The organism is Rhizobium acaciae (assembly GCF_025941625.1).
Classification (GTDB): Bacteria; Pseudomonadota; Alphaproteobacteria; order Rhizobiales; family Rhizobiaceae; genus Rhizobium; species Rhizobium acaciae.
The window spans coordinates 105,995-129,330 of record NZ_JAPCZO010000004.1; the positions used below are offsets into that span (position 1 = coordinate 105,995).

18 protein-coding genes are annotated in these 23,336 nt (G+C 58.0%); 4 read left to right on the forward strand and 14 right to left on the reverse strand.

All coding sequences use genetic code 11. The features are described 5' to 3' along the window. The first annotated feature begins 147 nt into the window (after positions 1-147). Positions 148-411 carry a hypothetical protein gene (locus OLZ32_RS08060; RefSeq protein ID WP_264420641.1) on the forward strand — a complete coding sequence of 88 codons (264 nt, stop codon included), beginning with the start codon at positions 148-150 and terminating at the stop codon, positions 409-411. Between the two features lie 3 nt (positions 412-414). Continuing rightward, positions 415-1,506, forward strand: a complete 1,092-nt coding sequence (dinB, locus tag OLZ32_RS08065) for a DNA polymerase IV (protein ID WP_264420482.1) — start codon at positions 415-417, stop codon at positions 1,504-1,506. A gap of 277 nt (positions 1,507-1,783) precedes the next feature. On the opposite strand, the gene OLZ32_RS08070 is transcribed toward dinB, so the two are convergent. The 11 genes from OLZ32_RS08070 to OLZ32_RS08120 form a co-directional block, all read right to left on the reverse strand. Further along, positions 1,784-2,635 (reverse strand): hypothetical protein, encoded by an 852-nt coding sequence (locus OLZ32_RS08070; protein WP_264420485.1) that lies wholly within the window; start codon positions 2,633-2,635, stop codon positions 1,784-1,786. A 242-nt stretch (positions 2,636-2,877) separates the two neighbouring features. Next, positions 2,878-4,077 carry an ABC1 kinase family protein gene (locus OLZ32_RS08075; protein ID WP_264420487.1) on the reverse strand — a complete coding sequence of 400 codons (1,200 nt, stop codon included), beginning with the start codon at positions 4,075-4,077 and terminating at the stop codon, positions 2,878-2,880. A gap of 78 nt (positions 4,078-4,155) precedes the next feature. Further along, the gene (locus OLZ32_RS08080) at positions 4,156-5,511 is read right to left on the reverse strand and encodes a hypothetical protein (protein ID WP_264420489.1); all 1,356 of its coding nucleotides are present in this window, start codon (positions 5,509-5,511) and stop codon (positions 4,156-4,158) included. A 187-nt stretch (positions 5,512-5,698) separates the two neighbouring features. Further along, positions 5,699-6,499 (reverse strand): helix-turn-helix domain-containing protein, encoded by an 801-nt coding sequence (locus OLZ32_RS08085; RefSeq protein ID WP_264420491.1) that lies wholly within the window; start codon positions 6,497-6,499, stop codon positions 5,699-5,701. After that, complete coding sequence (locus OLZ32_RS08090) at positions 6,500-6,991, reverse strand: acyl-CoA thioesterase (RefSeq protein WP_264420493.1); 492 nt, start codon at positions 6,989-6,991, stop codon at positions 6,500-6,502. Next, positions 6,988-12,657 (reverse strand): type I polyketide synthase, encoded by a 5,670-nt coding sequence (locus OLZ32_RS08095; protein ID WP_264420495.1) that lies wholly within the window; start codon positions 12,655-12,657, stop codon positions 6,988-6,990. The genes OLZ32_RS08090 and OLZ32_RS08095 overlap by 4 nt, the downstream gene beginning before the upstream one ends. A gap of 9 nt (positions 12,658-12,666) precedes the next feature. After that, on the reverse strand, positions 12,667-13,695 hold the full coding sequence (locus OLZ32_RS08100; protein ID WP_264420497.1) for an RnfABCDGE type electron transport complex subunit D: 1,029 nt from the start codon (positions 13,693-13,695) through the stop codon (positions 12,667-12,669). Next, a complete protein-coding gene (locus OLZ32_RS08105; RefSeq protein WP_264420499.1) occupies positions 13,692-15,581 on the reverse strand; it encodes a CRTAC1 family protein in 1,890 nt (629 codons plus the stop codon). The genes OLZ32_RS08100 and OLZ32_RS08105 overlap by 4 nt, the downstream gene beginning before the upstream one ends. Continuing rightward, positions 15,581-16,630, reverse strand: coding sequence for a DUF1702 family protein (locus OLZ32_RS08110; protein WP_264420503.1), 1,050 nt, complete (start codon positions 16,628-16,630; stop codon positions 15,581-15,583). The genes OLZ32_RS08105 and OLZ32_RS08110 overlap by 1 nt, the downstream gene beginning before the upstream one ends. Positions 16,631-17,199: 569 nt before the next feature. Beyond that, the gene (locus OLZ32_RS08115; RefSeq protein ID WP_264420505.1) at positions 17,200-17,805 is read right to left on the reverse strand and encodes a DUF6008 family protein; all 606 of its coding nucleotides are present in this window, start codon (positions 17,803-17,805) and stop codon (positions 17,200-17,202) included. 107 nt (positions 17,806-17,912) lie between these two features. Continuing rightward, a complete protein-coding gene (locus OLZ32_RS08120) occupies positions 17,913-18,731 on the reverse strand; it encodes an AfsR/SARP family transcriptional regulator (RefSeq protein ID WP_264420507.1) in 819 nt (272 codons plus the stop codon). Positions 18,732-18,902: 171 nt separating this feature from the next. Here OLZ32_RS08120 and OLZ32_RS08125 point away from each other — a divergent pair, with 171 nt between their 5' ends. Together OLZ32_RS08125 and OLZ32_RS08130 are read left to right on the forward strand one after the other, a co-directional pair. Further along, complete coding sequence (locus OLZ32_RS08125; RefSeq protein WP_264420509.1) at positions 18,903-19,367, forward strand: hypothetical protein; 465 nt, start codon at positions 18,903-18,905, stop codon at positions 19,365-19,367. Between the two features lie 302 nt (positions 19,368-19,669). Beyond that, positions 19,670-20,368 carry a hypothetical protein gene (locus OLZ32_RS08130; RefSeq protein WP_264420511.1) on the forward strand — a complete coding sequence of 233 codons (699 nt, stop codon included), beginning with the start codon at positions 19,670-19,672 and terminating at the stop codon, positions 20,366-20,368. 73 nt (positions 20,369-20,441) lie between these two features. On the opposite strand, the gene OLZ32_RS08135 is transcribed toward OLZ32_RS08130, so the two are convergent. From OLZ32_RS08135 to OLZ32_RS08145, 3 genes are all read right to left on the reverse strand, one after another. Then, positions 20,442-20,741 (reverse strand): hypothetical protein, encoded by a 300-nt coding sequence (locus OLZ32_RS08135; protein ID WP_264420514.1) that lies wholly within the window; start codon positions 20,739-20,741, stop codon positions 20,442-20,444. Continuing rightward, positions 20,738-22,534, reverse strand: a complete 1,797-nt coding sequence (locus tag OLZ32_RS08140; RefSeq protein WP_264420516.1) for an AAA family ATPase — start codon at positions 22,532-22,534, stop codon at positions 20,738-20,740. The genes OLZ32_RS08135 and OLZ32_RS08140 overlap by 4 nt, the downstream gene beginning before the upstream one ends. A 91-nt stretch (positions 22,535-22,625) precedes the next feature. Continuing rightward, a complete protein-coding gene (locus tag OLZ32_RS08145; protein WP_264420518.1) occupies positions 22,626-23,240 on the reverse strand; it encodes a hypothetical protein in 615 nt (204 codons plus the stop codon). Between the last annotated feature and the right edge of the window lie 96 nt (positions 23,241-23,336).

The following is a 23,336-nucleotide window of genomic DNA, read 5'->3' on the forward strand; positions in this document are numbered from 1 at the left end:
CAGCTTGAGAAACAGCAATATGTTCTGTATTTGTTCTTATAGAATAAATGATTCAATGCGCATGTAACCCGCTGAAGTTGAGCACGAGTGCAAAGCAGAAAAATCGCCAGCGGATTCAATCGGATGGCGAGGAAGGAATATTTTCGGATGCGCCGAACGCGGCCTGTGGACGATGCGATCCCTACACTGAAAGATCACAAGGTGCCGGTGGTCGAACTCATCTGCCGTATCTGCGACCGCCATTGCGCGCATGAGCGCAAACTTTTGGTGAAAGCGTTTGGCGCAAGTGTCAGCTTCGCGGAGATCCGCCGACGCATGGCCATGGGCTGCGAGCGGATGCAGACGCCCAAGGGTGACAAGTGTGGGGCACACTTCCCATGTTTGAGTAATGGTCTCGCTGATGGAAGCTAGATAATGACAGGCGAAGAAAGCCACGGGCGGCCGCGCAAGATCGTGCATGTCGACATGGACGCCTTCTACGCATCGGTCGAGCAGCGCGACAATCCGGAGCTGCGAGGCGTACCGGTTGCCGTCGGCAGTCCTGCTGCCCGCGGTGTCGTGGCGGCCGCCAGCTACGAGGCACGAAAATTCGGCGTTCATTCCGCCATGCCGTCGGTGACTGCACAGCGGAAATGCCCGGAGCTTGTCTTCGTCAGGCCGCGCTTCGATGTCTACAAGGCCGTCTCGCTGCAGATAAGGACGATCTTTGCCGAGTACACGCCGATGATCGAGCCATTGTCGCTCGACGAAGCCTATCTCGACGTCACCGAAAATCTCAAAGGCATGGAGATCGCCACCGAGATCGCCGAGGAGATTCGCGCCCGGATCAAGACGACCACCGGGCTCACGGCATCCGCCGGCATTTCCTACAACAAGTTCCTGGCAAAGATGGCATCCGACCAGAACAAGCCGGACGGCCAGTTTGTCATTACGCCGAAGAACGGTCCGGCCTTCGTCGAGCGCCTGCCCGTCAAGAAGTTTCACGGCGTCGGGCCGGCGACTGCCGAGAAGATGCATCGGCTCGGGATCGAGACGGGAGCTGACCTGAAGGAGAGAACGCTAGACTTTCTCGTCGAACATTTCGGGAAGTCAGGACCGTATTTTTATGGGATCGCCCGCGGGATCGACAATCGTCTGGTCAAACCGGACCGCGTGCGGAAATCAGTCGGTGCGGAAGACACCTTTTCGCAGGACATCCATTCCTTTGAGCCCGCGCGCGAAGGGCTTCAGCCGCTGATTGAGAAGGTCTGGGGCTACTGCGAGGCCAATGAAATCGGCGCGAAGACAGTGACGCTCAAAGTGAAGTATGCCGACTTCAGCCAGATCACCCGCAGCAAGACGGTGCTGACACCTCTGCAAGGTGTCGGCGATCTCGAGGAGATAGTCGCTCTGCTTCTCGCGCCTATCTTCCCGCCACGCAAAGGCATACGCCTGCTTGGCGTCTCGCTGTCTTCACTGGACCGGCGAAGGTCTGAAGTGACGCCGCAGTTGCGGTTCTCGCTTTAGGCCACCACCGGGCCAGGTGGCAACCGATGTGGCACAAGGTTCGGCGACAGATTGTCTCTGGGAGCGCGTAAGCTCAGGCACCGCGTCGACACATCCTGTGGCGACGCGTTATAGGATTATCGATAGCTCTTGCCCATTGACCAGAGAATGCAGCTATGCGCCATCTGGTTGGCGCAGCGATTACAACTATCACTTACAGCACTCGGTTGGCTGACATAGAACTCAAACTTTTGAAACTGATAATACTTGGAGCCAGGGCAATATTGCGGGAGACAAATCACTTGGGACACGTTGAATCTTCGTCCACGAACCCATCGTGATCGTCATCGCCATTGTCGCCGTTCTCTTCGTCAATCTTTTGATCTACGTCATTATCCACGCCATCGCCGCAGAAACCCGTTAAGGTGGTGACGTGGACATAAGGTGTAAACCAAGCTTGAGTTTGACCCTTCTCATCTATCAGGGCAATCGGATGATCATTTGCACCTGTCCACTTGTCGGCGTCTCCGAGGTCGTCCATCATTTTGATAAGTTCATCGGGTGTCATATTCCTTGAAAGCTTTAGGGGCTTCGTAATGGGTGGAATCTGATGAATGTGCCCGCTTAGTTCTACAGCTTCAGCATTTCGGAGCTGGCCGAACGCCGGACCATGAAAGTCCAATCCTGGCTCAAACACTAAGTATAGCTTTGCAGTCCCATTAGCGGCCTCGTGACCATGATGAGCAGATGATGGAACTTCAGTTAGGATTCCGACCGATCTGAATTCTTTCGTCGGATCGACAGCGACTTTTACAAAACCCAACGTAGTAGCGGCGCTACGTGCGAGCACCACACCTGACGGCGAGCGGGAATCGAACTGAATTGCAATCTGCCTTTGACTCGAATTCAAGCTCAAGACAGGAGATTTCCGTATCTCCAAAAGTCCGGAGAATAGGATGACCTCAGGCTGCCCCTTTGGCTCGGGACCAAACACTATAGACGTCACACCGACTGCTTGTCCGAATATCTGTCCGCCATCTTTAGCTAACGGCGAAGAAAATGGCGCAAACAAATCCTGAGAATAGCAAACCGCCCCAAAAACTAAGTAGAGGTAGCCCGCAAGAAAAATCGTCTTCCGAGTCAGCGGCATAGTAATCATCTCCCAACGACAGATCCATCGCTCACGCCGGCGCCCGGTATCGAAAGCACAAAGAGAATAAATATGGCTGGTCTTTCGCGGATCACGATACACTCACGGAGACATGCCCAGTTCCCCGATAGTCAGATGTCTTCAGTCCATAGAGGAAAGAGGGTCAATCGTCCGATGCGCAAAAGACAGGTGGCCGCCGGCCGCGCGCGTTCGACCGTCAGAAACGACTCGATCGGAACAGGCTATATGAGCCGGCGGTGGTCTTGAAGAAACCCGCTAATGGCAAATGGTAGGGCCTCTGCCTGAAAGTCTAGGGTGGGAAAGCGCTCTCTGACCAACCCCTCAAACATCAAGAGAGCCCAAATCGCGCCGGCGAATCCGGGCGTACCTACAAGTTTATAGCGGCGCTGGATCTCAAAAAGCTCGCGGACAAAGTTAACAACCGAGAATTCGCCCGCACGTTGCCCACCGCGTTGTTGGACGATCGCCCCTATTTCCTGGTTGAAGCCTGCCTCATCGAAAAGCGGCGGGCGACCCACTGAACTAACGATAATGCATTTCGCCACCCCCGCCACATCACGACGCGCGACTGCAATGAAAAGCTCACGAAATAGTCTTCTTTCGCCCTCAGAGACTATAGCAACAAGTCCGAAATCATATAGTACTATATCACCATTACTTCTTATGCCGACGTTTCCAGGATGAAGATCACAATGCACAACCCCTAATACAAATATCATCCTGTATACGGCGCGAAGAAGCTCGATGCAGCACGTCTCGAAGGTACGAATTTCGACGCTTCTATCGGAGAATTTTGCTTCCGATTCAACAAAATCCATCACCAACACGTGCCGACTCGACAGCTCTCTCCTCGGCTTGGGTATTATTACACCCGCGGCCGATCCTTGCCCGATTTCGATTGCTGCACTGGCCTCAAGTTCCATATTGCATTGCCGCAGAACGCATTCTGCCAATTCGTCAACAATAGCGACGATCGGAATACTTGAGAAGCTTCGCCGGCGCGCAAGAACATTGGCTACAAGCCGTACACATCTCAAATCTGCGCGGAGTGATGCTTCGACGCCCGGCCTCACCACCTTGATCGCGACGTCATCACCTTCTGCCGTTGTGCCTCGAAATACAACTGCGACACTCCCCGACGCAATAGGAGAGTCCCCGAGATTCCGAAAAATGCGGGAAATCGACTGACCATAAGCAGCCTCCAGAATACACCGAGCCTGCTTGCGTGTGATTGGACGAACGTTGTCCTGCAACCTGCCCAGAGGTTCCAAAAAAGTTGCCGGCAGGAGGTCACGGCGGGCGCTAACGGCCTGCGCCAACTTGATTGCTGCGGGCCCCAATCTCTCCGCAAGGCGCGCCATTTCGGCACCGGCATGAAATTGCAGTCGCTCTCGTTTGGCGATCAAGCCGATCAGTCCCAACTTGAGGAGGCTCTTACACCCGAAAAGCATACATATTGTGCCGAAGCGTACCCACCTCGCGATCACGATCTCGGCTCCTCAATACTCCTTACTCGGATCGTAATCCTCGAAGCCGGCCCAGTCCGGATCTGTGGGATCAAGTGGAACCGTACTCCAATATCTTGAGAAATTTGCGCCCTCTTTGAACTGTTCAGCCGTAATATCGTGCATCCCGGTGCAATGACCGGGACCAAATTCGAGAAATTGCTGCAGAACATATCCTAGATGCGGCTTATCGAAAGCAACAGTCACGTCCCTTGGTGGTATTTCTTGCGCGCCGACTGCAATCGCAATACCTGCTTGGTCTTCCACGAAGGCCACCTTGTTGACTGTGATATCGTAATTGATAGCGTAGGTTATCCGTGCCGGGAAGTCGGCACAGTCCGCCGGATCGCCTGGTTCCGGCCTTTGGTCGGCCGTCCCGAGACTTCTCGAGGGGCTCACGATCCGGATGACGCCCGAGATTGTTTTGGATTTCTGTCCCCCAACAGTCTTTAGCAACTTCCCAAAGTCCAGACTGGAAGCGAGCCCCCATCGGATATCAAGGGGATCTCGCGGCCGATATAGGGGGGACAGTACCGTATTTCCGCCCAATTGGACGCGCATCGCATTCAATCCGTATCTCGTCAGCGGCACTGCGCGAATTTCTATCCCGCCTCTACGCCGTCGGTCCGGGATGATGGCCCCAACACCCAAGAGGTAGTCGGCTCGAGCACGGGCATCATTAATATCGAAGTCGTCACTTGCACTCCCATCGTCGCCTAGGCTGACTGGTTTTTTATGAAAAACTATCAGCGCTTTAGCGTTTTTGAATTCCTCGGAGTCTTCCAAGCCGCTGCTTTTCAGGACGTCCGACAACAATATCTGCCAATTGATACTGCTTCGCGGGAATGTATACGTTCGATCCTCATCCAACTCAGGAAACTCGACCCAAGTGCGAAGGTGATGACTTGTGAGGTTACGAAGCTCAATCTCTCTAGGCGATGCAAACAACTCCGACGTTGTCAATCCTACATCGCCGAAAATCGATACATCATAGTTATTTGAAACTCTAAATGTTACAGTCGCCGGCACATAATCATTATATTTTGCGCTCCAAAACCCCCTGGGGTCGTTAAAAAACAGGCGATTCAGCATTACGCTCTTTCCGTATAAATACCAATCTCTTATAATGAATTGAAACTCCCGAGTCAGAAGGTTGTTCAAATATGTTGGGAACACTTCCAGTCTCATGAATGCGTTCAGTTTTATTTCTTCCTCCATCCACGCCGCGCGAGGAGATTGTCGGGCCTTCATAGGGATGGTTATTGTGGAGCCTTCAAACTCCAGATAGCTCTCACCCGCGTTTAAACGACGGAAAGTGCGGTAGGGGCCTTGAATTATTGGTCTAGTCATTTCCGCCTCCACATTAATGGCTATTTGATCTCGGCGGACATTAGGTTAACTCTGCCAGGCGCCTGCGAGTAGCTTGGCGCAACGGAAACCTGACGCCCTTTAAGCACAGAAGAGTATTTTGATTTTCGAAGGGACGCTTCTCGAAAATTGCGAGAGCCGGGCCATTCGCTCCACGCAACAAAGCGCTTTATTGATGACTAGCGTAGCGGCTGAACAATGCTGGTACCGCCAGCGTAATCGGCGGATCAAAGATCGTCGGCGTGCGAAGTTCGATCCTTATGTCGATATCCGTTATATCGAGCGCTTGTCGGCCGATCAACGCCGGCCGGAAGTTGACCAGTTCTGCAAGCCGCGGCAAGACGGGAAAAGAAGCCGCCAGGCAATAGCCAGTGAGGCCATCGCCGATCGTGGTGACACGGCAGAAAGGCGGAACGAAGCGCCATTCGGCTGGATATCCCGATGGGAAGGGCCGGGGGAACACAGCCGCAATCAGGCTCAAGGCACGCTGGCTGACTGGTAACTCGAATCGTATCCGGATGCCCGATCCCGAATTCCTAGCTCTATTGCTTTTCTGCAGTGCGCCGACAAGGATGCTCGCGAACCCCGTCGAGCCCATCACGCGCGCGTACCCGCCGGGAGAAACGCCAACACAGTTCGTAAACTTGCTCACGAACGAGCCGACACTCTGGAATCCGAGCTCGAAGCAAACTTCAGTTACCGAAATTTGCTCAAATACTAATAGCCGTTTGGCGATCTCCAGTTTCTCGGCATTGTGGAACGCGATCGGCGGTATGCCGGTGAGCCTCTTGAAAGCCGCAATCAGTTCGTATTTGTTGAGCGACACGAACTCCGCCCATTCGTCCAACAAGACGCAACTATTTGTCAGCTTTTTCATCTCGCCTACCACCTTGGCAACCGCCTGCGCGCGGACGACGTTATCATTGCCAGACGATTTCGGCGGACGGGAAGCAGAGGTTACCATGGTCATTCAACCATATGGTCGTAGGGCCTCGAGCAGATCGGCAGGTGGGGCAACCGCGATCATCTTCTGACATGCGGCGCGCATGCAGCCGATCTCTTGGAAGCCGCGCGCGGCAAGTCGCTCGGACGGTCCCTTTAGGACGAAATAATCGAAGTCGAGCCCGATGCGATGCTGGCGCAGGAAGGCGAGCCGCATGCGTATCTCGATCTCATCGAAGGCCTGCAGTTCGGAGAAATACTCGCAGGAGACTTTAAGCGTCACGAGCCTCAGATCTTCCATGATCTCATCGAGGATGCTCGGCGCATGGGACCTCAGGAACGTTTCCCTACAGCGGCCCTGCCAGGAAACGTGCCGGGCAAAATAGACATTGCCGACGACGTTCGTTTCCTCAAAGCAAACGACGTGGCGATAGAGAAAGGCGGGCTTGTCGGTTCCGGATTGGCTCTCCGCTGCATCGAGCGGCGCAGCAGCAAGCTGCGTACTTTCCAGTACTGTCATTTCGCCACCTCGATAAACGTTAGTGATTGCTTGCTGGTGCTGATTGTATCAGCCCCGCGAAGTGCTCCAACGGAGACGGCCAGTCCGAGTACCGGTAACGTCTGGGTAAAGACAATAGGGCCGGGCGAGAGGGCACCCAGTACTGATCCTGCGGAGAACGGCGACGGTTGACCGAGCTTTCGCAATACCTCCGCGGCGGCCCAATCCTCCGCCGTGAGCCTGTGGCCCGCTTGACTAGGGTAGGATGCATCGAGTTCGGCGATATCGCAGGCGACCGGAAATGCGCCGTGAACCGCAAGGCTCGCCGCCGCCGCGTGACTCAAGCCAAGGAAACCCCTGCCGGGTGCAAGCATCGGTCGCCCGTCGGCGCGCCGGACGGCTTGTCCACCCAGCCCCAATTCGTCAAGCGCCTGCTTTCGGCGCTGCGATTTGCCCTTTGCGGCGTTTCGCACCAGACTTAGGCGGAGTGTTTCGTCGCCCAGTTCCTCGCGCGCCACCCTTTCGAGATAGGACTGACAGAGCGCCGGTAAGGCCTTCAGGGACGGTTCGATGGCGATTTCGCCAATCGCCTTAAACTGCACGCCCTTCCAGAATGCAACCAGGTCATCGTTCCCATCGTAGGCCACTATATCAAAGCTGTAGACGAAGCCTCGGGTCCAATTTTCAACGCCGACGATACGCGTTGCATCCGCAGTCTGTCCTATTAAGGCCAACTCATCGATGGAAACGGGCAGCACGCGCCGATGGGGAATTGCGGCCTGCAAAACATGGAGTGCGGCGTCGGCAATACCTGGGTCGGTAAAAACAAGGTCGGGCGGCTCGAAGGCGCCGAACCAGTCTGGAGCAGAGCGGTTGCCAAGCGTCGCCTCGACTCTGCAGGATGTCAGACAATGAATGCTGTCCAATTTGCGGAAACGCCGCCCATGGAAGAATAGCGGGCCATACAGCGAATTCGCGGTTCCCACTTCGGAACCTGGACCTCTGGAAGCCGCCAGTTCGGCATATCCGATGGAAGGAGTCATGGACTGGAAGCGAGCGCTGAAACAAGGCGACCGAAAGTCGTCAGCCTCTGTGAAGACGGCGGCATCAACTTTCGTCTCGTCGACGCGAAGGGCAGCGACGCGAATCCGCAATCCGCAGCGCTCGACGAAAGCGGCATGATGAAAGGTGACATCGCTCACCCGCCGGCAGAATTCCTCGCCTACGAGCACGGCGACCGCCTGCGCCATGGCTTCGATGCCGAGGACGCCCGGCAGCAACGCGCGCCCTTCCAGGCGGTGATCACTGAGATATGGGTCACGACCGTAGTTAAGTTCCGTCTCTACGATCAGTTCGGTTCCAGGAAAGTTGATGAGGATGCGATCAATGAAACGGAGCGGCCGTTGTTCCGACGAACCGATGTCGAGTCCTGTCGGCGGCCCGAAGCGACCTGTTATCGCTACTGTGCCCGACGAGCCGCCGGACAAGTGCTCTCCGAAGGCAGCCAAAGCCTCATCGAATGGCAATGCATCGACGCCCTTTGACGCCAACCTCTCGATCGTCCCCAGTCGCTCGCCCATCCCGGCACCGCTCCAGACGGTCCACTCTAGCGAAAGGCAACGGCAAGATGGACGCTGGCAGGCAAAGTCTTCCACTATTCTACTTTGTAGGGCATTCGCGAGTGCATAATGGCATTCGCCTTCAAGACCAATGCGACCGATAATCGAACCGAAGGCGATGAGTTGGCGTAGGCCCATGCCGAAACGATCGAGAACGGCTGCAAGGCCCTCTGTCTTCGGCGCAAGCGTCTCCTTCATGATCTTCGGAGTCAGTGAGCCGAGGCGCATCGGCTGGTTTACCCCTGGCGCGAACAGCAAGACGGTCGGTGAAAGACCGGCATCACGGAGTTTCCGCGCAAGCATCGCGACGGACGATGGATCGGTAACGTCGCATGGCTCGTAACGCGACTCGATTCCCCTTGAGCGGGCAAGCTTCAATGTCTCGACCACGGCAGGCTGCGCCGGATCGCTGCGCCCAACGAAGACTAACCTGGCGCGGTTGGAGGCTAGCGCGAAAGCGCATTCGGCTCCGATTCCGCGGTGGCATCCCACTGCCAAAACAACATCAGCCGCCGTCGGCATGCCGACAGCTCCGTTTGCTTCGCACACAATCCGCTCGAAGACGGCGCTCTCGATCCTGCCTTCGCCGGCAAGGCGGTAGTCGCAGACCCCGTGTCGCGCAATGCTCAATATGCCGCCAACACGAATGTCATCTTCCTCATATCCGTTTCGATCTATCAGCAGTACCGTCTCGAACGCGCCTTCCTGATGCAGCGAGCGGAAGAAGGAAGAGACTGGCAGCCGATCGTGGACGACGGCGAGACACCTGATGCCGCGCCCCGCGGCCTGCTGCAACGTCGCGACGAGTCGAATGCTCTCATCCACGACGAACCTGTCCCTAAGCGTGATCAGCAGTCCGACCTGCTCATCCGTCGCATTTTCAACGGCTGACTGATCACTCGACCAGCGGATCCACCGCAGTCCACTCGCCGGAAGGTCGCAGGGGTGCCATACCATGCCGTAGGGAGCGGCCCAGCGACGGATGCCATTGACCCTCGGCGTCTCCTCAACTACTGGACCAAGCAACGCCATTTCCGCTAGTTGCGAAGCAAGCATTGCCGGCGTCGCCTCGACAAAATCAGTCGGATTGCGCACCTCTCGCCACCCAAGACGCCTGCAGACTGTCGCGACGATCCGCGTCACAGCGAGCGAATTCAAGTGCAGATCGGACTGGAAACGAGCATCAGTATGGATAGCCGATAAGGGCAAGCCCGTCTCTTCCGCTATCGCATTCAGTATGGTGTGGTCCAGTGTGTACGGGGAAGGCGCGTCGTCCAACGGCGCACTCAGCTCCGCCCGAAACGCCGCGGTCTCCGGAACCTGGAGCGTGGATGGCTGAAGTGCCTGCGCGCGTTGCCCGTACTCTGTCCGCGTACCGCACGGATTGGACAACAGCGTGATCGGCCCGCCCGCATCGAAGGGCCTTATGCCGCGGTTACCGAACAACTGCGCATGGTCGAGCATATGGCCCGCCGCAAACACTGCAGCAAGGACCGAGAGCAACGGCATTAGGTCATCGGATTGCGAGTCAACTGCCATGGCGCGCAGGCCACAATCCCTAGCGAGCCGCGTTAGTGCAGAACCCGGACCGAGCTCGACAAGAAGTGTAGCATGCTGGGCCATCCTGCCAAGCGCACCGACGAATTGCACCGGCTGTATGAGTTGACGGGAAAGCAGTTGGGGGATGTCGTCGGCATCGCTAATGAGGCCCCCGGTCACCGTCGAGATCACCGGCTTCGACGGTGCTTCGAATTGTAACTCGCCTACGACAGCACAGAAAGGCTCTACCACCAGGGCCATGTCGGGGCCGTGGAAGGCGTGGGAGACCCGGAGCGCCTGGTGGTCGGCACCGGCCTGCCGTGCCCTTTCCGAAAGCGCACGAATCGCCTCGCCACGTCCACTCATGACGGTCTCGGAAGGCCCATTGACACAGGCAACCGTGCAGCTCAGCCCGGCGGCGAGTTGCCGGCAGTCATCTACCGAAAGCCCGAGACGAAGCATCGCCCCGCCCGGTCGCCCGTGACGGGCCATGAGTACACCTCGTCTGGCAGCAAGGTCCAGTGCTTGTCCGCGATCGACGCTACCGGACCACGCAAGCGCGGCGAGCTCGCCCAGACTGTGTCCAGCCGCGGCGACAGCCTCTACGCCGAACCTCTCCAGTACCTGCAATGCCGCCAGATTGGCATAGGTGATGGCCGGCTGCGCGACCGCGGTGTCGGGCACGTCCTCCTCCACAACCGCGGGTACGCTATCCGCTAGACAGCGCAGGAAGGGAAAGCGCGCGAGCCACACCGACGAGGGTCTTCGCACAGGTGCCGACTGACCCGAAAATAGATAGCCGATTCTCTGCGGTATCCGCCCCGAACCAAAATACAGGTGCGTGGACAGGCCGGGATCGGCCTCTCCGCACGACAGTCGCTTGATCGCTTCGTCGAGCCGGTCGCAGAGTTGGTCCGCATGGCGCGCGACGAAGGCAAGGCGGAACATCCCTTCGCGGAGTTGGTTGGCGCCCGCGGCCGCCGCGTCCGCGAGCGCGGCGAGTGAAAGCTTCGGCGCTACGGCGCGCAGTGCAGAGAGTTGCGTTCGCAATGCTGCACGATCTGCGCCGCGGAACAGAAAGAGTTCGGCACCCTGTTCGCCACGAAGCTCCGGTGCCGCAAATGGCACCGGGGGGCGGCGTTTCTGTTCACTCCCCTCCAGTACTACGTGCAGGTTGATGCCGCCGAAGCCAAAACTGGACACCGCCGCAAGCAATGGCCGCTCCGCGTCGTAGGCCCGCGCATTATGTAGCGGATATAGCCTGTCGTCGGTCTCCCGAAATGCAGAATGTGGTTTTTCGCAGCCAGCATGGGGCGGGATGCCGCCCCGCCGCAGGGACAAGACCACTTTGATGAGACCAGCGAAACCCGCTGCTGCCTTTGTATGGCCGATATTTGCCTTCACTGAGCCGATCGGTAGCGGGCTTGCAGCGCCTTCGCGTATGGCCGCGAGTGCCATGACCTCCGTCGGATCGCCGACGGCGGTCCCCGTCCCATGTGCCTCAACATAAGCCAAGTCGCGCGGATCACTGGCTGCCATCTCGTACGCTCGGCGATAGGCCAGCATTTGTCCCCCGACGTCCGGTCGGGTTAATCCGCCGGCGCCATCCGTCGACATGCCCCAGCCGCGCAGAAAGGCGAGTATGGGAAAACCCGCTCGCCGCGCATCCTCCGCACGCATGAGGACGCCGAAAGCCCCGCCTTCCCCCGGCCAGAATCCGTCCGCGCGCGCGTCGAAGACACGCATCTTCGTAGGCGACAGCGCACCGTTGCGGGAAAAGCCGACGAGTTCGAACGGATCGAGCGAGAGGTCCACCGCTCCGGTAACGACCGCATCCACGACACCGCTCTGCAGTAGACCAGCGGCATTGGAGATCGCAAGCAGCGAAGAGGAGCAGGCGCCGTCGACGGTGTAGGCACCACCGTTCAAGTCAAAATGATTTGCGATCCGGCCGGCAATCGTGTTGGCAAGCCCTCCGGCGAGCGAGTCCTCGTTGGGCTCGGGAAACCGCTCCTTGAGCTGCCGTGCGAATTCACGTCGGACGTTCGACGCTGCGTCGGCGCTTGCCCCGCCGGCGTCCAACGCCTCCTGCAGCAATTCGTCGAGAAAGGGTTGTCGCAGGCGCAGGAGGGCTGCCCGGCTAAATTCGCCAGTCAGTGTATTGGCGACGATCACCGCGGTCCGTGTTCGGTCCAGCCGGTGCACACCACCGACAGCTTCGATAACTTCGGCAGCTAGCTGAAGCGCCAGCCAATGGGTAAGATCGGTCGTCTCGAAGGCCCGCTTCGGGATGAGGAAGGCCCCCCGGTCGAAATGCCAGTTGGTCAACAAGCCCGCAAGCACGGGCGTGATTGAGTCCGCCAAACCGATTGCGCCCGGTGAATAGGCGCCGATGGCCAACCGTTCCGGCGGGATCGGCCGAAATGAGCGACGGCCATCCATTAGATTGGTCCACAGGTCGTCCGGAGAGCTGGCATCCGCATACCTGCAGGAGAGCGAGCAAATGGCGATTGGCGGTCGATCCAACATCTCTCATTCCTAGCTACCCGTGTACCCACCCTTAGGTGTTCCGGAAACTTCAAACAGCAGGTCCATCTTCTGGTCGACACGCACTTTCCCCCAAGCTTCACGACCAAGCGGTTCCTGAAACGATTTGGCAGGCATATCCGTGGGCGGATTGTGCCGAAGGAATAGAAAGAGTCCCCGACCAGCAGACACGATCGTGAGAGCAAAAAATAGGCCGAACACCACGTGGAACTGCATCAGCAGACCGTAAACGGTCGCCACCGAAGCTGCGAACATCACTTGGCCAGGTGGTCCGTCTGGTGTCGTCTTTGGATCGGTAATCATATAGAAAGTGAAAAGAATAAAGGCGAAGCCAGTCATGGGAAGAAGGCCGATCGCAAGCGGCGTACCGTTGAGCAGACTTCGGAGCACGGCCTGTGCGACGAAACCCAAGAGCCAGGCGCCTATCAGCGTAATCCGCTTTGTGAGCTTAACGTTGAGCAAACTCCCGGTCGAGATGACAGCGAGCGGCAAGAGCCAATCGAGTGATCCGGAGGTATTTTCCGCGAACATGTATGGTGGCGCAATCCCGACAGTGGGAAAGAGCAGCAGAACGATCGTAATGCCGAAATTGGAGGGGTTGAGGAAATGACGGTTTTCGAATCCATCCTTAACTGGAACCCAAACCCGGAACAGCCATTTCGATGCGATAGCGAGCGAGGCACCGAAGGCGATGACCCAAAGTTGCTCAGCGGCGAAGAGCAGCATACCGACGGCAAGCCCAGTCACATGGGCCGATAGCAGAAACGAGATGAACGTCCCCGGCGTACCGAGATAGCGACACGTGCGCCGATTAGCGGAAGCCTGCATCGTCTCGGCGGCGAGTTCAGTCCCGTATGCGGCGGCAAGTGCGACGAAGGGAGTGATCCAGGACTGCTCAAAGCCGAGCCAAAGATGGCCGAGAATGTTGAGCACCGTGATGGAAAGTGCGAAGCGCTTCAAGGCCTTATTTGGGCTTCTCACGGAAACATCGACCAACCCACGTTCGATTGCTATCGTCATTTTGACTTCCCTAGACTGACAAGATTCGGGCTATTGTCGAGAATCACCTTGTGACGCCCCGGCGAGAGGTGGAAATCGCGCTTATGGGGGCCGCTTGCCGAACGCCACGTGACTGTGACCGGCACTTCGGTAGTGATTTCACCGAGGCCGAAGTGCACCTCCGGCGACCGGTGTCCGGAATGGCCATTACTGGAGTCGGAAATCACCGAGAGCTTCCGACCGTCAGGGAATGTCACCGTGGCGACGGCTCCGATTGCCGGCCGAGTCGAACCGTCGGGATTGGTAAGGCGCAGATCCAGAAGAAGAGACTTGCGCTTCTGACCTTTCATGTTAATGAACAGCACTGAAGGCTCCCATTGACGGGCGAGCGCAAAATCAAGATCGCCATCACCATCAATATCGGCGAGAGCAATTCCGCGCGAAATGCTCGGCTCCCCCAGGCCGATCGCGGCGGCAATATCATGGAATCGCCCATTGCTGCCACGGACGAAGAAGGCATCAGGGCGGTCGCCGGACAAAGCGTCTCCCTCCGCGAAACGCGGCCAAACTTCAGGACTGCTTAGCAACTCGTCATTGCCCATGGCCAATTCCTGTAATTCGGGCCAGCGATCATGTAGCCCCTTCACAAACCCTGTAGCCTGTAGTGCTTCGTAGACCCCGTCGCTGTCTATGTCGGCAAGCTTGGCATCCCAGCTCCAGCTCGATCGGGCAAGGCCCAAAGCGCCGGCGGCATTGTGATACGGCGCCACCCCATCGTCCCAGCTTTGGTCCGCCTGATGCATAAAGAGGAGATGGCTTTCGAGCAGCGCGTAGTCCTCGGCGATATTGCTGACATAGATGTCGAGCCCGCCATCGCCGTCTATATCCGCGAAGTCGACACCCATGCCCTTGAACGAATCCCTGCCGACCACGCCCGAACGAATATCTGTCAGCCTGCGTCGGCCCTCGACAATCCTGAAGGATGGTTCATGCGGCCTAGACAGGTTGAGCAGCAGTCGGTCTGGCCCGAAGTCGTTGGCAACATAGACTTCCGGATAGCCGTCATGACTGAGATCAGCGGCTCCGAGCGCCAGCGTCCAACCATTCGCCATTGGGTCTGTCAGGGCGTCTGAGCGGTCGGCAAAGGCAAAGCGGCCGTTCCCCGCAGCCGTATTGAGGAAGAGCCGGTCCTTTCCGCCATTAAAGGCGCGGGACATCGAATGCTGCATCTCAACCGGCCGGTGCCCACTGGTGTCGAGTACACCGGATTCGTCCGGGAAATAGTTGCCGAACATCAAGTCACCGAAACCATCGCCGTCAATATCGGCGAAAACGGCAGCATTGGTGAACCAGACCTCGCCGCCATCAATGATTTCATGGAAGACGAAACCATCGCCGGACATCTGCCCGGTGTTCTCAAAGATCCCTGGCGTCCGTCCCCAGTAGTACACGACGACGTCTTCATGACCGTCGGCATTGGCGTCGGCCAGAAGGCATCCTGTAGGGGCGGTCGTGCTAACCTCATACCGATCGGCCGGCGTCGATAGTGTGAAGGATGCGAAACCCGGCGAGGGCGACAGGGAAAGTATCGAAATCGTGTCGTTTCGCGGATCGATCAAACATGCGTCGTTCGACAGACCGTCGCCGTCGAGATCACCAATCGCAACCGACGCACCGACCGACGATATCCAGGCGTCTATGTGACGCAAGTCCGGATGAACCGGTCGGACTGTCCTGAAGCCGGATATATCAGCCGGGTTGAGCGCAACGCGCTCGAACGCAAAGCGTTCGGCCGAAATATCCTCCGTGCCTTGAGACCTCTGTGCAACAGCGGCAAAACACAGCAGAGAAAATGCAATTAACCCCGCAGTAATCCGGCCAGCATGCCGCGCTAAAGCTTCTTTCACTATTCCGCCCCCTCAAGCACTTCGAGTTCCTCTGCGACGCATGTGCGCCAACGCTCATAGAGCACCCAGCTCTTCGACGATGCTCCTCCGCGAGTGCCGAGTTGCGTCGGCATCATGGATCGGACGATCGCCACGACCGAGTCTGCGTCCCTCCCGGTAATCGCCGCCGCCATCGCCAAAATGTCGGAATGGTCTGTCGATGCCCTGACATGTGCTTCGAGCGCAAAGGCGGCACCCTGGGCCAGGTTTCGGCCATAGCGGCCGGCAGTGGATCGGAACTCTTTTGCGGCCGCTGGATCGATGCCGCCGGCATAAGTGAGCGCCAGGCCGAGCCCCGCGTAGAGATCCGGATGGCGATCGGGAGACGCCCTATTGATTAGGCCCACGGCGTCGGCAATGCTGCCGCCGCTGATGAACCAAAGCGCCCTGCCCGCTCCTTGATCCCATGAGCGGGCACCGGCGGCTCCGACCAACCGCACCACATTGCGCCCGGAACCATTCCCAACTTCGGTACGGCCAAAATAACAGTCGTGGAAGCCCCATCCGTCGAGGGCAAGCGGTGATAGGAGCGTGTCGAGGCTCCCCAGGATAGCGGATCGCCGCCAGGGCAAGCGCGCCATTGCCCAGCCCGCTCCGACCGTCGGAAGATAAGGGTGATCAGTTTGGACCGAATCCAGAAATGCCGGTAATTGAGCGGCCGAGAAGATGTGCCAAGGCATGGCGTCGCGAATGCCGAAGCCCATGGCCGCACCTTCCATGAACAAACCTCGGCGGCAACGCTCGACCATAGTGGCGGCCTTGGCAAGGACCAATGGATCCGTCATTTCGAGTGCGCAGTTATAGCCGCGAATGAAAGCGATACCGGCATCTTCCAGCGCCTGCTGCGCCCGTGTAGTGGCAGCCTTGAAGCCCCGGACAGAAAAGTGGGCCTCATGCAGACCCAGGCCGGCCAAGCGTCTTGTAAGCCCGACCCCTCGCGGCTGCGGAGCTTTCTCCCCCGATCGAAGACCGTCATCACGTTTTACGTCGCTGAGCAGTTGCTTCGCCAAATCATCCCTCCTAATATCCGAGGGAACAGCACGAGACACGACATAGCTCCACCTCAGGTTCGGATGTAGCAAACTCAAATTCGGCCAGACGCCCGGTTCCTTCGCGACTTCGTCGCGTGGAGATGTCGGCTCCGTCGCGTTTGGGTCACGATACGCTCACGGCATCATCGGCTGATTGGGCACGCAGCCGACGAACGGCACTCCGGCAAATCGGCAACATGAGGCGTAGGTACAGGAGGAAAACTATTCGTCGACTACGCGGTCCGTGGCCGGAACGACTATGTTTCTGACTTCGGTGCTTGCTCCAGCCATCGCAAGATGAGGCTAAAGGCGGTCTGCAGGCTGTCTACCACCCGTCGTCGGTCGACAGTGCGGACGGTGCCGATTTCCTTGACCTCGGCGAGCCAGTTCGACCGCGTTTCACCATCCTCATGCCACAGCCGAATAACGAATACGCGATCAGGTCTCGGCACGGGAGGGTGCGTTGCCATCTACATTCTCCAGTGTCCTGTTGCTGTTACGCTATTGCCTTGCGGAACAATTCGCGAAAAATCACGCGCCAAAGCGTGTCAGCTCACCGATGCGCCCGCAGTGCTGGGACGTCTATGCCGGAACTCCCAAAACCCAATCATCGCAAAGGGCATCGGCAACAGATTCATGGCGAAATGCCAGGACACTCGGAAACCGACTGCGAATTCCCGGCTATCGATAAGGCTCGTTGCACCGAACAGAGTGCTCATTCCGATCGGTTTACCCACGAAGACGGCGGTCGCCGTCAACAGGATATGTTCGTAGAGGTGAAACGCTTCGATATAAATTGCCCATCGCACCCATTTGGAGGGAATGACAAAATAGAGACAGATCAGGCCCGTTAAAAAGATACTATTTCCGATGAGGTGCAGGACCTCCATGCCGAGCATAGTTTGGCGTGCATATGGTGCCGTGGGGGCAACCAGAGCGCCCAGCTCTTCGACGAGCGCCATGACCCAAGGTGACATCCAGGCAGTGTTCCGTCCGCAGATGTTCGACAGGTCACCAAGGAGCCAGATGGCAAACTGAAGCGCGTGTTCGGCGAAATGACCGACTTGAAAGGCCAATCCCAACGCCGCCACAATGCCAGCCGCGCCTACCAGATGCGAAATATGATGAGGCTCCGATACTCCGTGGATCGACATTGATGCTCCTCCTCAAGGCTCAATTGCCCTGTGCTTACCGGAGCGGTCTTTCGAGGGAGTCACGTGACAGTCACGGAAACCTCTTCACGCCAATTGCCATGGCTCTCCTACCAAGCGTTCTGGATGGAGACGTCATATCGGCTCGAGTGAACGATGGCGCGAATAGTCTCGACATCTTCAACGCTCTTACAGCCCCGCACCATCCGCAATAGATCAAGGGTTTCCGGCAAGGGGGCGACGCCGATATCGTCGCGCAGGGACTTTTGCCAACGCTCGTAAAAACTTGCTGCTTCTGCGCGCTGTTCGTTGAGACATAGCGCACCTAAGATCTTGCGGACGAAAAATTCGCGATAGGGATCGAAGTAAAGGACCTTCCGGCAGATGGTGGTGGCGTTTTGATAGTCTCGCCGCGCAATATAAAGTGTTAACAATTCATGCGCGATCTCCACAAAACACGTATGCAATCGTTCACGCTCCTCTAGGAAAGCAGCGTCGTCGTCCCCGTCCATGAAGGGCCCCTGGTAGAGGTCGATCACTCTCTGCAAGTCGGGGATCGTCTTGGGGGCTACACTGCCGCATATGCCTTTGGCAACGCCGCAAACAACGGACGTATCCACCTGGATCCACGGCTCGAGATCGAAAATCACGTTGTCGCCGACGGAGCGGAGATTTCCGCCCCCTTTGCTATTGGGATCCTGACACATGATCTTGCGCAGCCGCCACATAGCGGAATTTAATGCCGCCCGCGCTCGCTCCAGGGGCATTTCTGGCCAAAACAAGTCCGCTATTTTTTCGCGTCGATGCAGTTTGCCAGGCGATACAAATAAATGCGCGGCCATTCGTAATCCCGATCGTCCAAGATCAGGATAAACCCTCTTCCCATTGATACTGATGGAAAACGGGCCAAGAAGAGATACCTCCATCATACCTTCCCCCTGAGATAAAGATTCTATCGTCCTTCCAACTTTCCTTAAATCCAATTCGCGGGATAATAGCATTATTCCAATTACACAATCACGATATAATCACGGGTCTATGATTCACTTGCCTGGCATCTCGGGCTTTGCGTATTTTTGTCGACGGCCATGGGAAAAGCTATGCGGGATGATTTCGATCATGTGCTTGGAAAGCATGGCGGACATATCCGCCCAGGACCTAAACTTGGGCCGGATCCTAAAGACTCCTCGCTGCTGATTGACACCGATTATCTCGTTATTTGGGCCTGGAGCGAAATCATCGCCGAGCAGGCTTTAGGGGAAGTCACCTTCGAACGGTACGTACGTGTTGGAATCGTCAATCGTCCATATGCGGCTGCGGTTCAAAGGGTAGATGACGGGCCGGCTCATTCCAGAAATCGCCTTGGCTTTGAAGACCATTCGCCATGGGTCGCCGTAGTCGGCATCGGTCGGCTCGCCATGCACTACGGAATACAAGCAGAGAGAGACGATGCGGTCGTCGGTGCGCGGTCGGCCCCGTGGGGCGCAAGAACCGCGGCAACGATCACAAATGGTATTATCTCTTCTTCAGGGAACCCGAACCCCGCATACATCCTGCTCCATTGACGACTGCGAGCGCATATGAGGCCGCGTGGTCCCCCGTCCCGTCGGTAGCATTAGCCTTGGCACCAAGGCCGCGGCGTCGGCGGGCAACGTGTTCCTGTGCACACGAACGGTACCGCAAGACCTTCCCGGATCAAGATGTTTCCGACGTCTTCGCCGTCGACCCGCAGCGTTCCGCAAGAGCGGCCGTGATTGCATTTTTCAGAGCCCTCCGTGCCTGACATACATGCGCATGCGACCTTAGTCAGCCGGGTTACACCCTTCGAAACCAGCTCCTTAAGCCTCAATGAAGCCCGCTCCCCCAGTTGACGTTCGCTCTCACATTGAGGCGAGAATTTTTCAGGCGTGTTGAATCCAACAAGCCGCGTGCCAGCATCGTCACCAATGACGTGGACGGTGTCGCCGTCCGTTACGGTGAACCGCTGCATCTCCGAAGCGGCATTGGTCACAAGAGTTTGGGGAACCTGCCCTCGCCCGTATTCAGCTACCTGCTGTCCAACGGCAATGACGCCAACAAAAAAGAATCCAATTGCCAGTCTTTGAGGACCGCGGTCCAGTCTTCTTCGGCGTGGCCTGAATCGCTGTCTAAACCGGCTTCCCTTCTGGTCCGGTGTCGGATGGTGCAATGCAGGGGACGGCGGCAGCGCACTCGTGCCGGTTGCTCGCCCGAGAATTTCAAAGATCTTGCGCCACTGTTTGTCCGACAGCCGGGCCTGTCCCCGCGACCGTTCGAGCTGGGCGTGGATGTCTTTCAGGAACTTCCGCTGCCAGTTCGTCAAGTTCGGACGACGCAGCGCCTGTTCGATATCTTGTCGAAGATTTCCGGCCGGATCCATAATTTTTGCCGCCATGCAGGGGGTGAACAGCGTAGTTGGCAGATGGCAAGAAAACGTAAATTCAGCCCGGAAGAATTGACACCGCCACCAAGCTCGGGGCAGAGCGCGAGCATCGCTTCAACGATCTTTGGAACCGGGTCGCCCGCCATCCGAGCGGAACGCAAATAGGCTGCTCTCCCGTTCGCCGACGCGGAGCGTTCCAAAGGCTGCGAACCCGTAGCCAATGGAGATGTCGAGAGGCCTAGTCATAACCCTTCAGCCCAGCTTCCCGCATCACGTCCCGGAGCGTCGGTGCGGGATCCATCACGATGTCGACCAGATCGTCGAGTGCGATCAGGCAGACAAATCCGCTCTCGCCTTCGATGACCGCCGGCGTTCCTTTCGACACGTTCGTCGTCACGATAAACAGGCGATGGCGAGCCTCCCGCAACTTAAGTGGAAGGCCGGAAGCTTCCAGGACAGTCTTCTCGACATGCGCTCTACCCTCGGTCGGCGGGCGACCCTTGAAGCTGCGCACCACGAGTTTCCAGGTCGAGTTCATACGCCGTCCCTCCTCCCGTTCGTGTCTTCGCCCTTCATGAGTTCGGCGACTTCGTCGCCATCAAGCAGGCCTTTCCTTTCCAGACGATCGGCAATCGTCTCGACGATATGCACATGTTCCAGGATAATCGCCTGCGCACGCAGGAGCTGCTCTGCGAGGATATCGGCCACCTCTTTGGCGACCTCGCCATTGCGCCTTCGGAGTAGCTCACGATCCGCAGCGGACGTCGTATGAACGTGGCGCAGTCTGCCACCCATGCCGAACTCAGCCACCATCAGAGTGGCGACGTCGGCGGCTTGAGCAATATCGCTCCCAAGGCCGGACCCTGCGCCATCCGTCACAGAGCCGATGACGACCTTTTCGGCGGCGGCGCCCGCAAGGCGAAGGCAGATCTCGTCGAGGTATGATCCTTTCGACCTGACGATCTTCGCTGGTGATTGAAAGAGAGCTCCTCCGGCAATCGCTTGGGCTTCGCGAATCTCCCCGACGATCGCCACCGCCTGGAGCACGCCGAAGCCTAGTTTGACTCCAATAACCGCATGGCCGGCCTCATGGACGCTCACACATCTCCGCTCCTCGCCAACCAGAGGAAGCGCCGGAGGCAGACATGACAGGACCAGAGCGGCATCGAGCGTAACCTTCCTCACCCTGGCTCGCCGTCGGGCGTCCTTGGCGAGCCCGGCGATATCGGCGCCGGTCATACCCTCGGTGGCCACGGCAACCTTTTCGATGTCAGGCACGGGCAAGGCTGCGCCCAGGTAGGTGCTTGCGATGGCGACCCGATCCTCGACGCCCGGAAGACCGATGCGAATATGTCGTCCCAGCCTGCCCGGCCGGAGAAAGGCCGCGTCGATCGACCCGGCGTTGTTCGTCGCCGCTACAACGACGACGCCCTCGCGACTTGCGCTGCCGTCGAGCGCTTCAAGAAGTCCGTTCACTACCTGGGTTGAATAGGAGGCGTGGTCACTTGAGAAACTTGCCCGATCTCCGATACTGTCGAACTCGTCAATGAACAGCAGCGAGGGAGCCTTTTCCATCGCCGCTCTGAACGAAGTCCTCATTGCTCGGAGCAGGTCGCCGAGGTGGCCGGTCGACTGCCATTGTGCGACGGAAGTGGCAATGAAGGCGAGACCGCAGGAGCGCGCCAACGCCGCCGCGTACAGCGTCTTGCCGGTCCCTGGTGGTCCGCTCAGAAGAAGCCCTGTGCCAATATCGGCCCACGCAATTTCTCGCCGGCGCCAACTCCGGATATCCTCGGCAAGCTCCAGACCCCACGTCTTGGCGTCTCCATATCCGCCAAGGTCCTCGAGAAGAGGCCCGGACCGATCCGTCGCAACGTTCGATGACTGCACCCTGCTGACGATCTGCTCAAAGCTTCGTCCCGGTCTCATCGCGGCAAACATCAGATCCTGAGGCAGGCGCAGCAGTTCGTCCGCCTCGTCTCGGGTCAGCGTCAACGCCAGCACTTCCCGCGCTGCGTCCCGAAGATCCTCGCTTGAGACGGGCGGGACATCCACGATCATGTCGGCGGCAGCGGCGATCCTCGGCGGAACCGGAGCGTCAGCTTCTACAAGGACTACGCCACCCTCGGCGAGATCCGCGAGGACGTCTTCAAAGTCAAGTGCACCCTTACGATCACGGCGGGGCGCGAGGACCCTTGCTCTCTTATTTTCGGAAGCGCCATGCATGTGGATGTTGGCGGCGGCGAGGTACTCGTCCTCGTTCGCGCGCCACGGGAGACGGAGAAGGAAGATTGGTGGCGTGACCTTCGCGACGACCGGCAGATCGCGCAAGGCGGCGTGAATTCCGCGAGCGTAGGCGACGCGCTCGACGGTCGGCTTAAAACGGGCCCGAGTTCCGCTTACAGGTGCCATCGCCGTCACCTCAACGCTGGTATCGACGAACGAGCGTCTCTGGACCGATCATGCACTCGTCGAGATCCAGTTCGATCAGACGATGCAGGGCCATCCAGGCGATCGCCGTCATCGGTGCAACTTCTCGGAAGATGCCAAGGCAATCGCTGACCTGAAGTGAACCGGCGTCGTCGAGCGCCGCAAGCATTCGAATGCGGTCGTTCAGCGGTGTCCGCCAGCGTGCGTAGCGAAGGAGATCGCGTGCGTTGAGGAGCCGGAAGCCGTCCTCGATCTGATCACGGAACTCGAAACGATGCTGAAGACCTGCGATCGCCGCCGCCTCGGTGATGTCGGGACTGCCCTCGTCTTCAATGGCATCGACGTAGACCCTGGTCCCGTCGTCGTAGTCCACGAGGAAGTCGAAGACGTGCGGCCCGATCTCGGCGTCGACCTGCGTTGGAAGGCAGAGCCACGCGACGACGCTGTGATCGACGTCGAGCAGGCAGCCGAGGTCTCGTGCGAGTTGAGACCTGAACATCGGCTCGCCGGAGCATCGCACCGTGCCGAAGGGATGAAATCGCTGGGTGGAGGCCTTGGCATAAGCGTCGTACAACGCCGGAGGCATTTCGAAATGAGAATGGCTCATCAAAAATATCCCGAATACAGAAAACCGTGCCGGTCCGCCCGGAGGCGGCAGGAAGTTCAACGTATTCGCGATATTCGGCGGCTGTTCATCATGGTG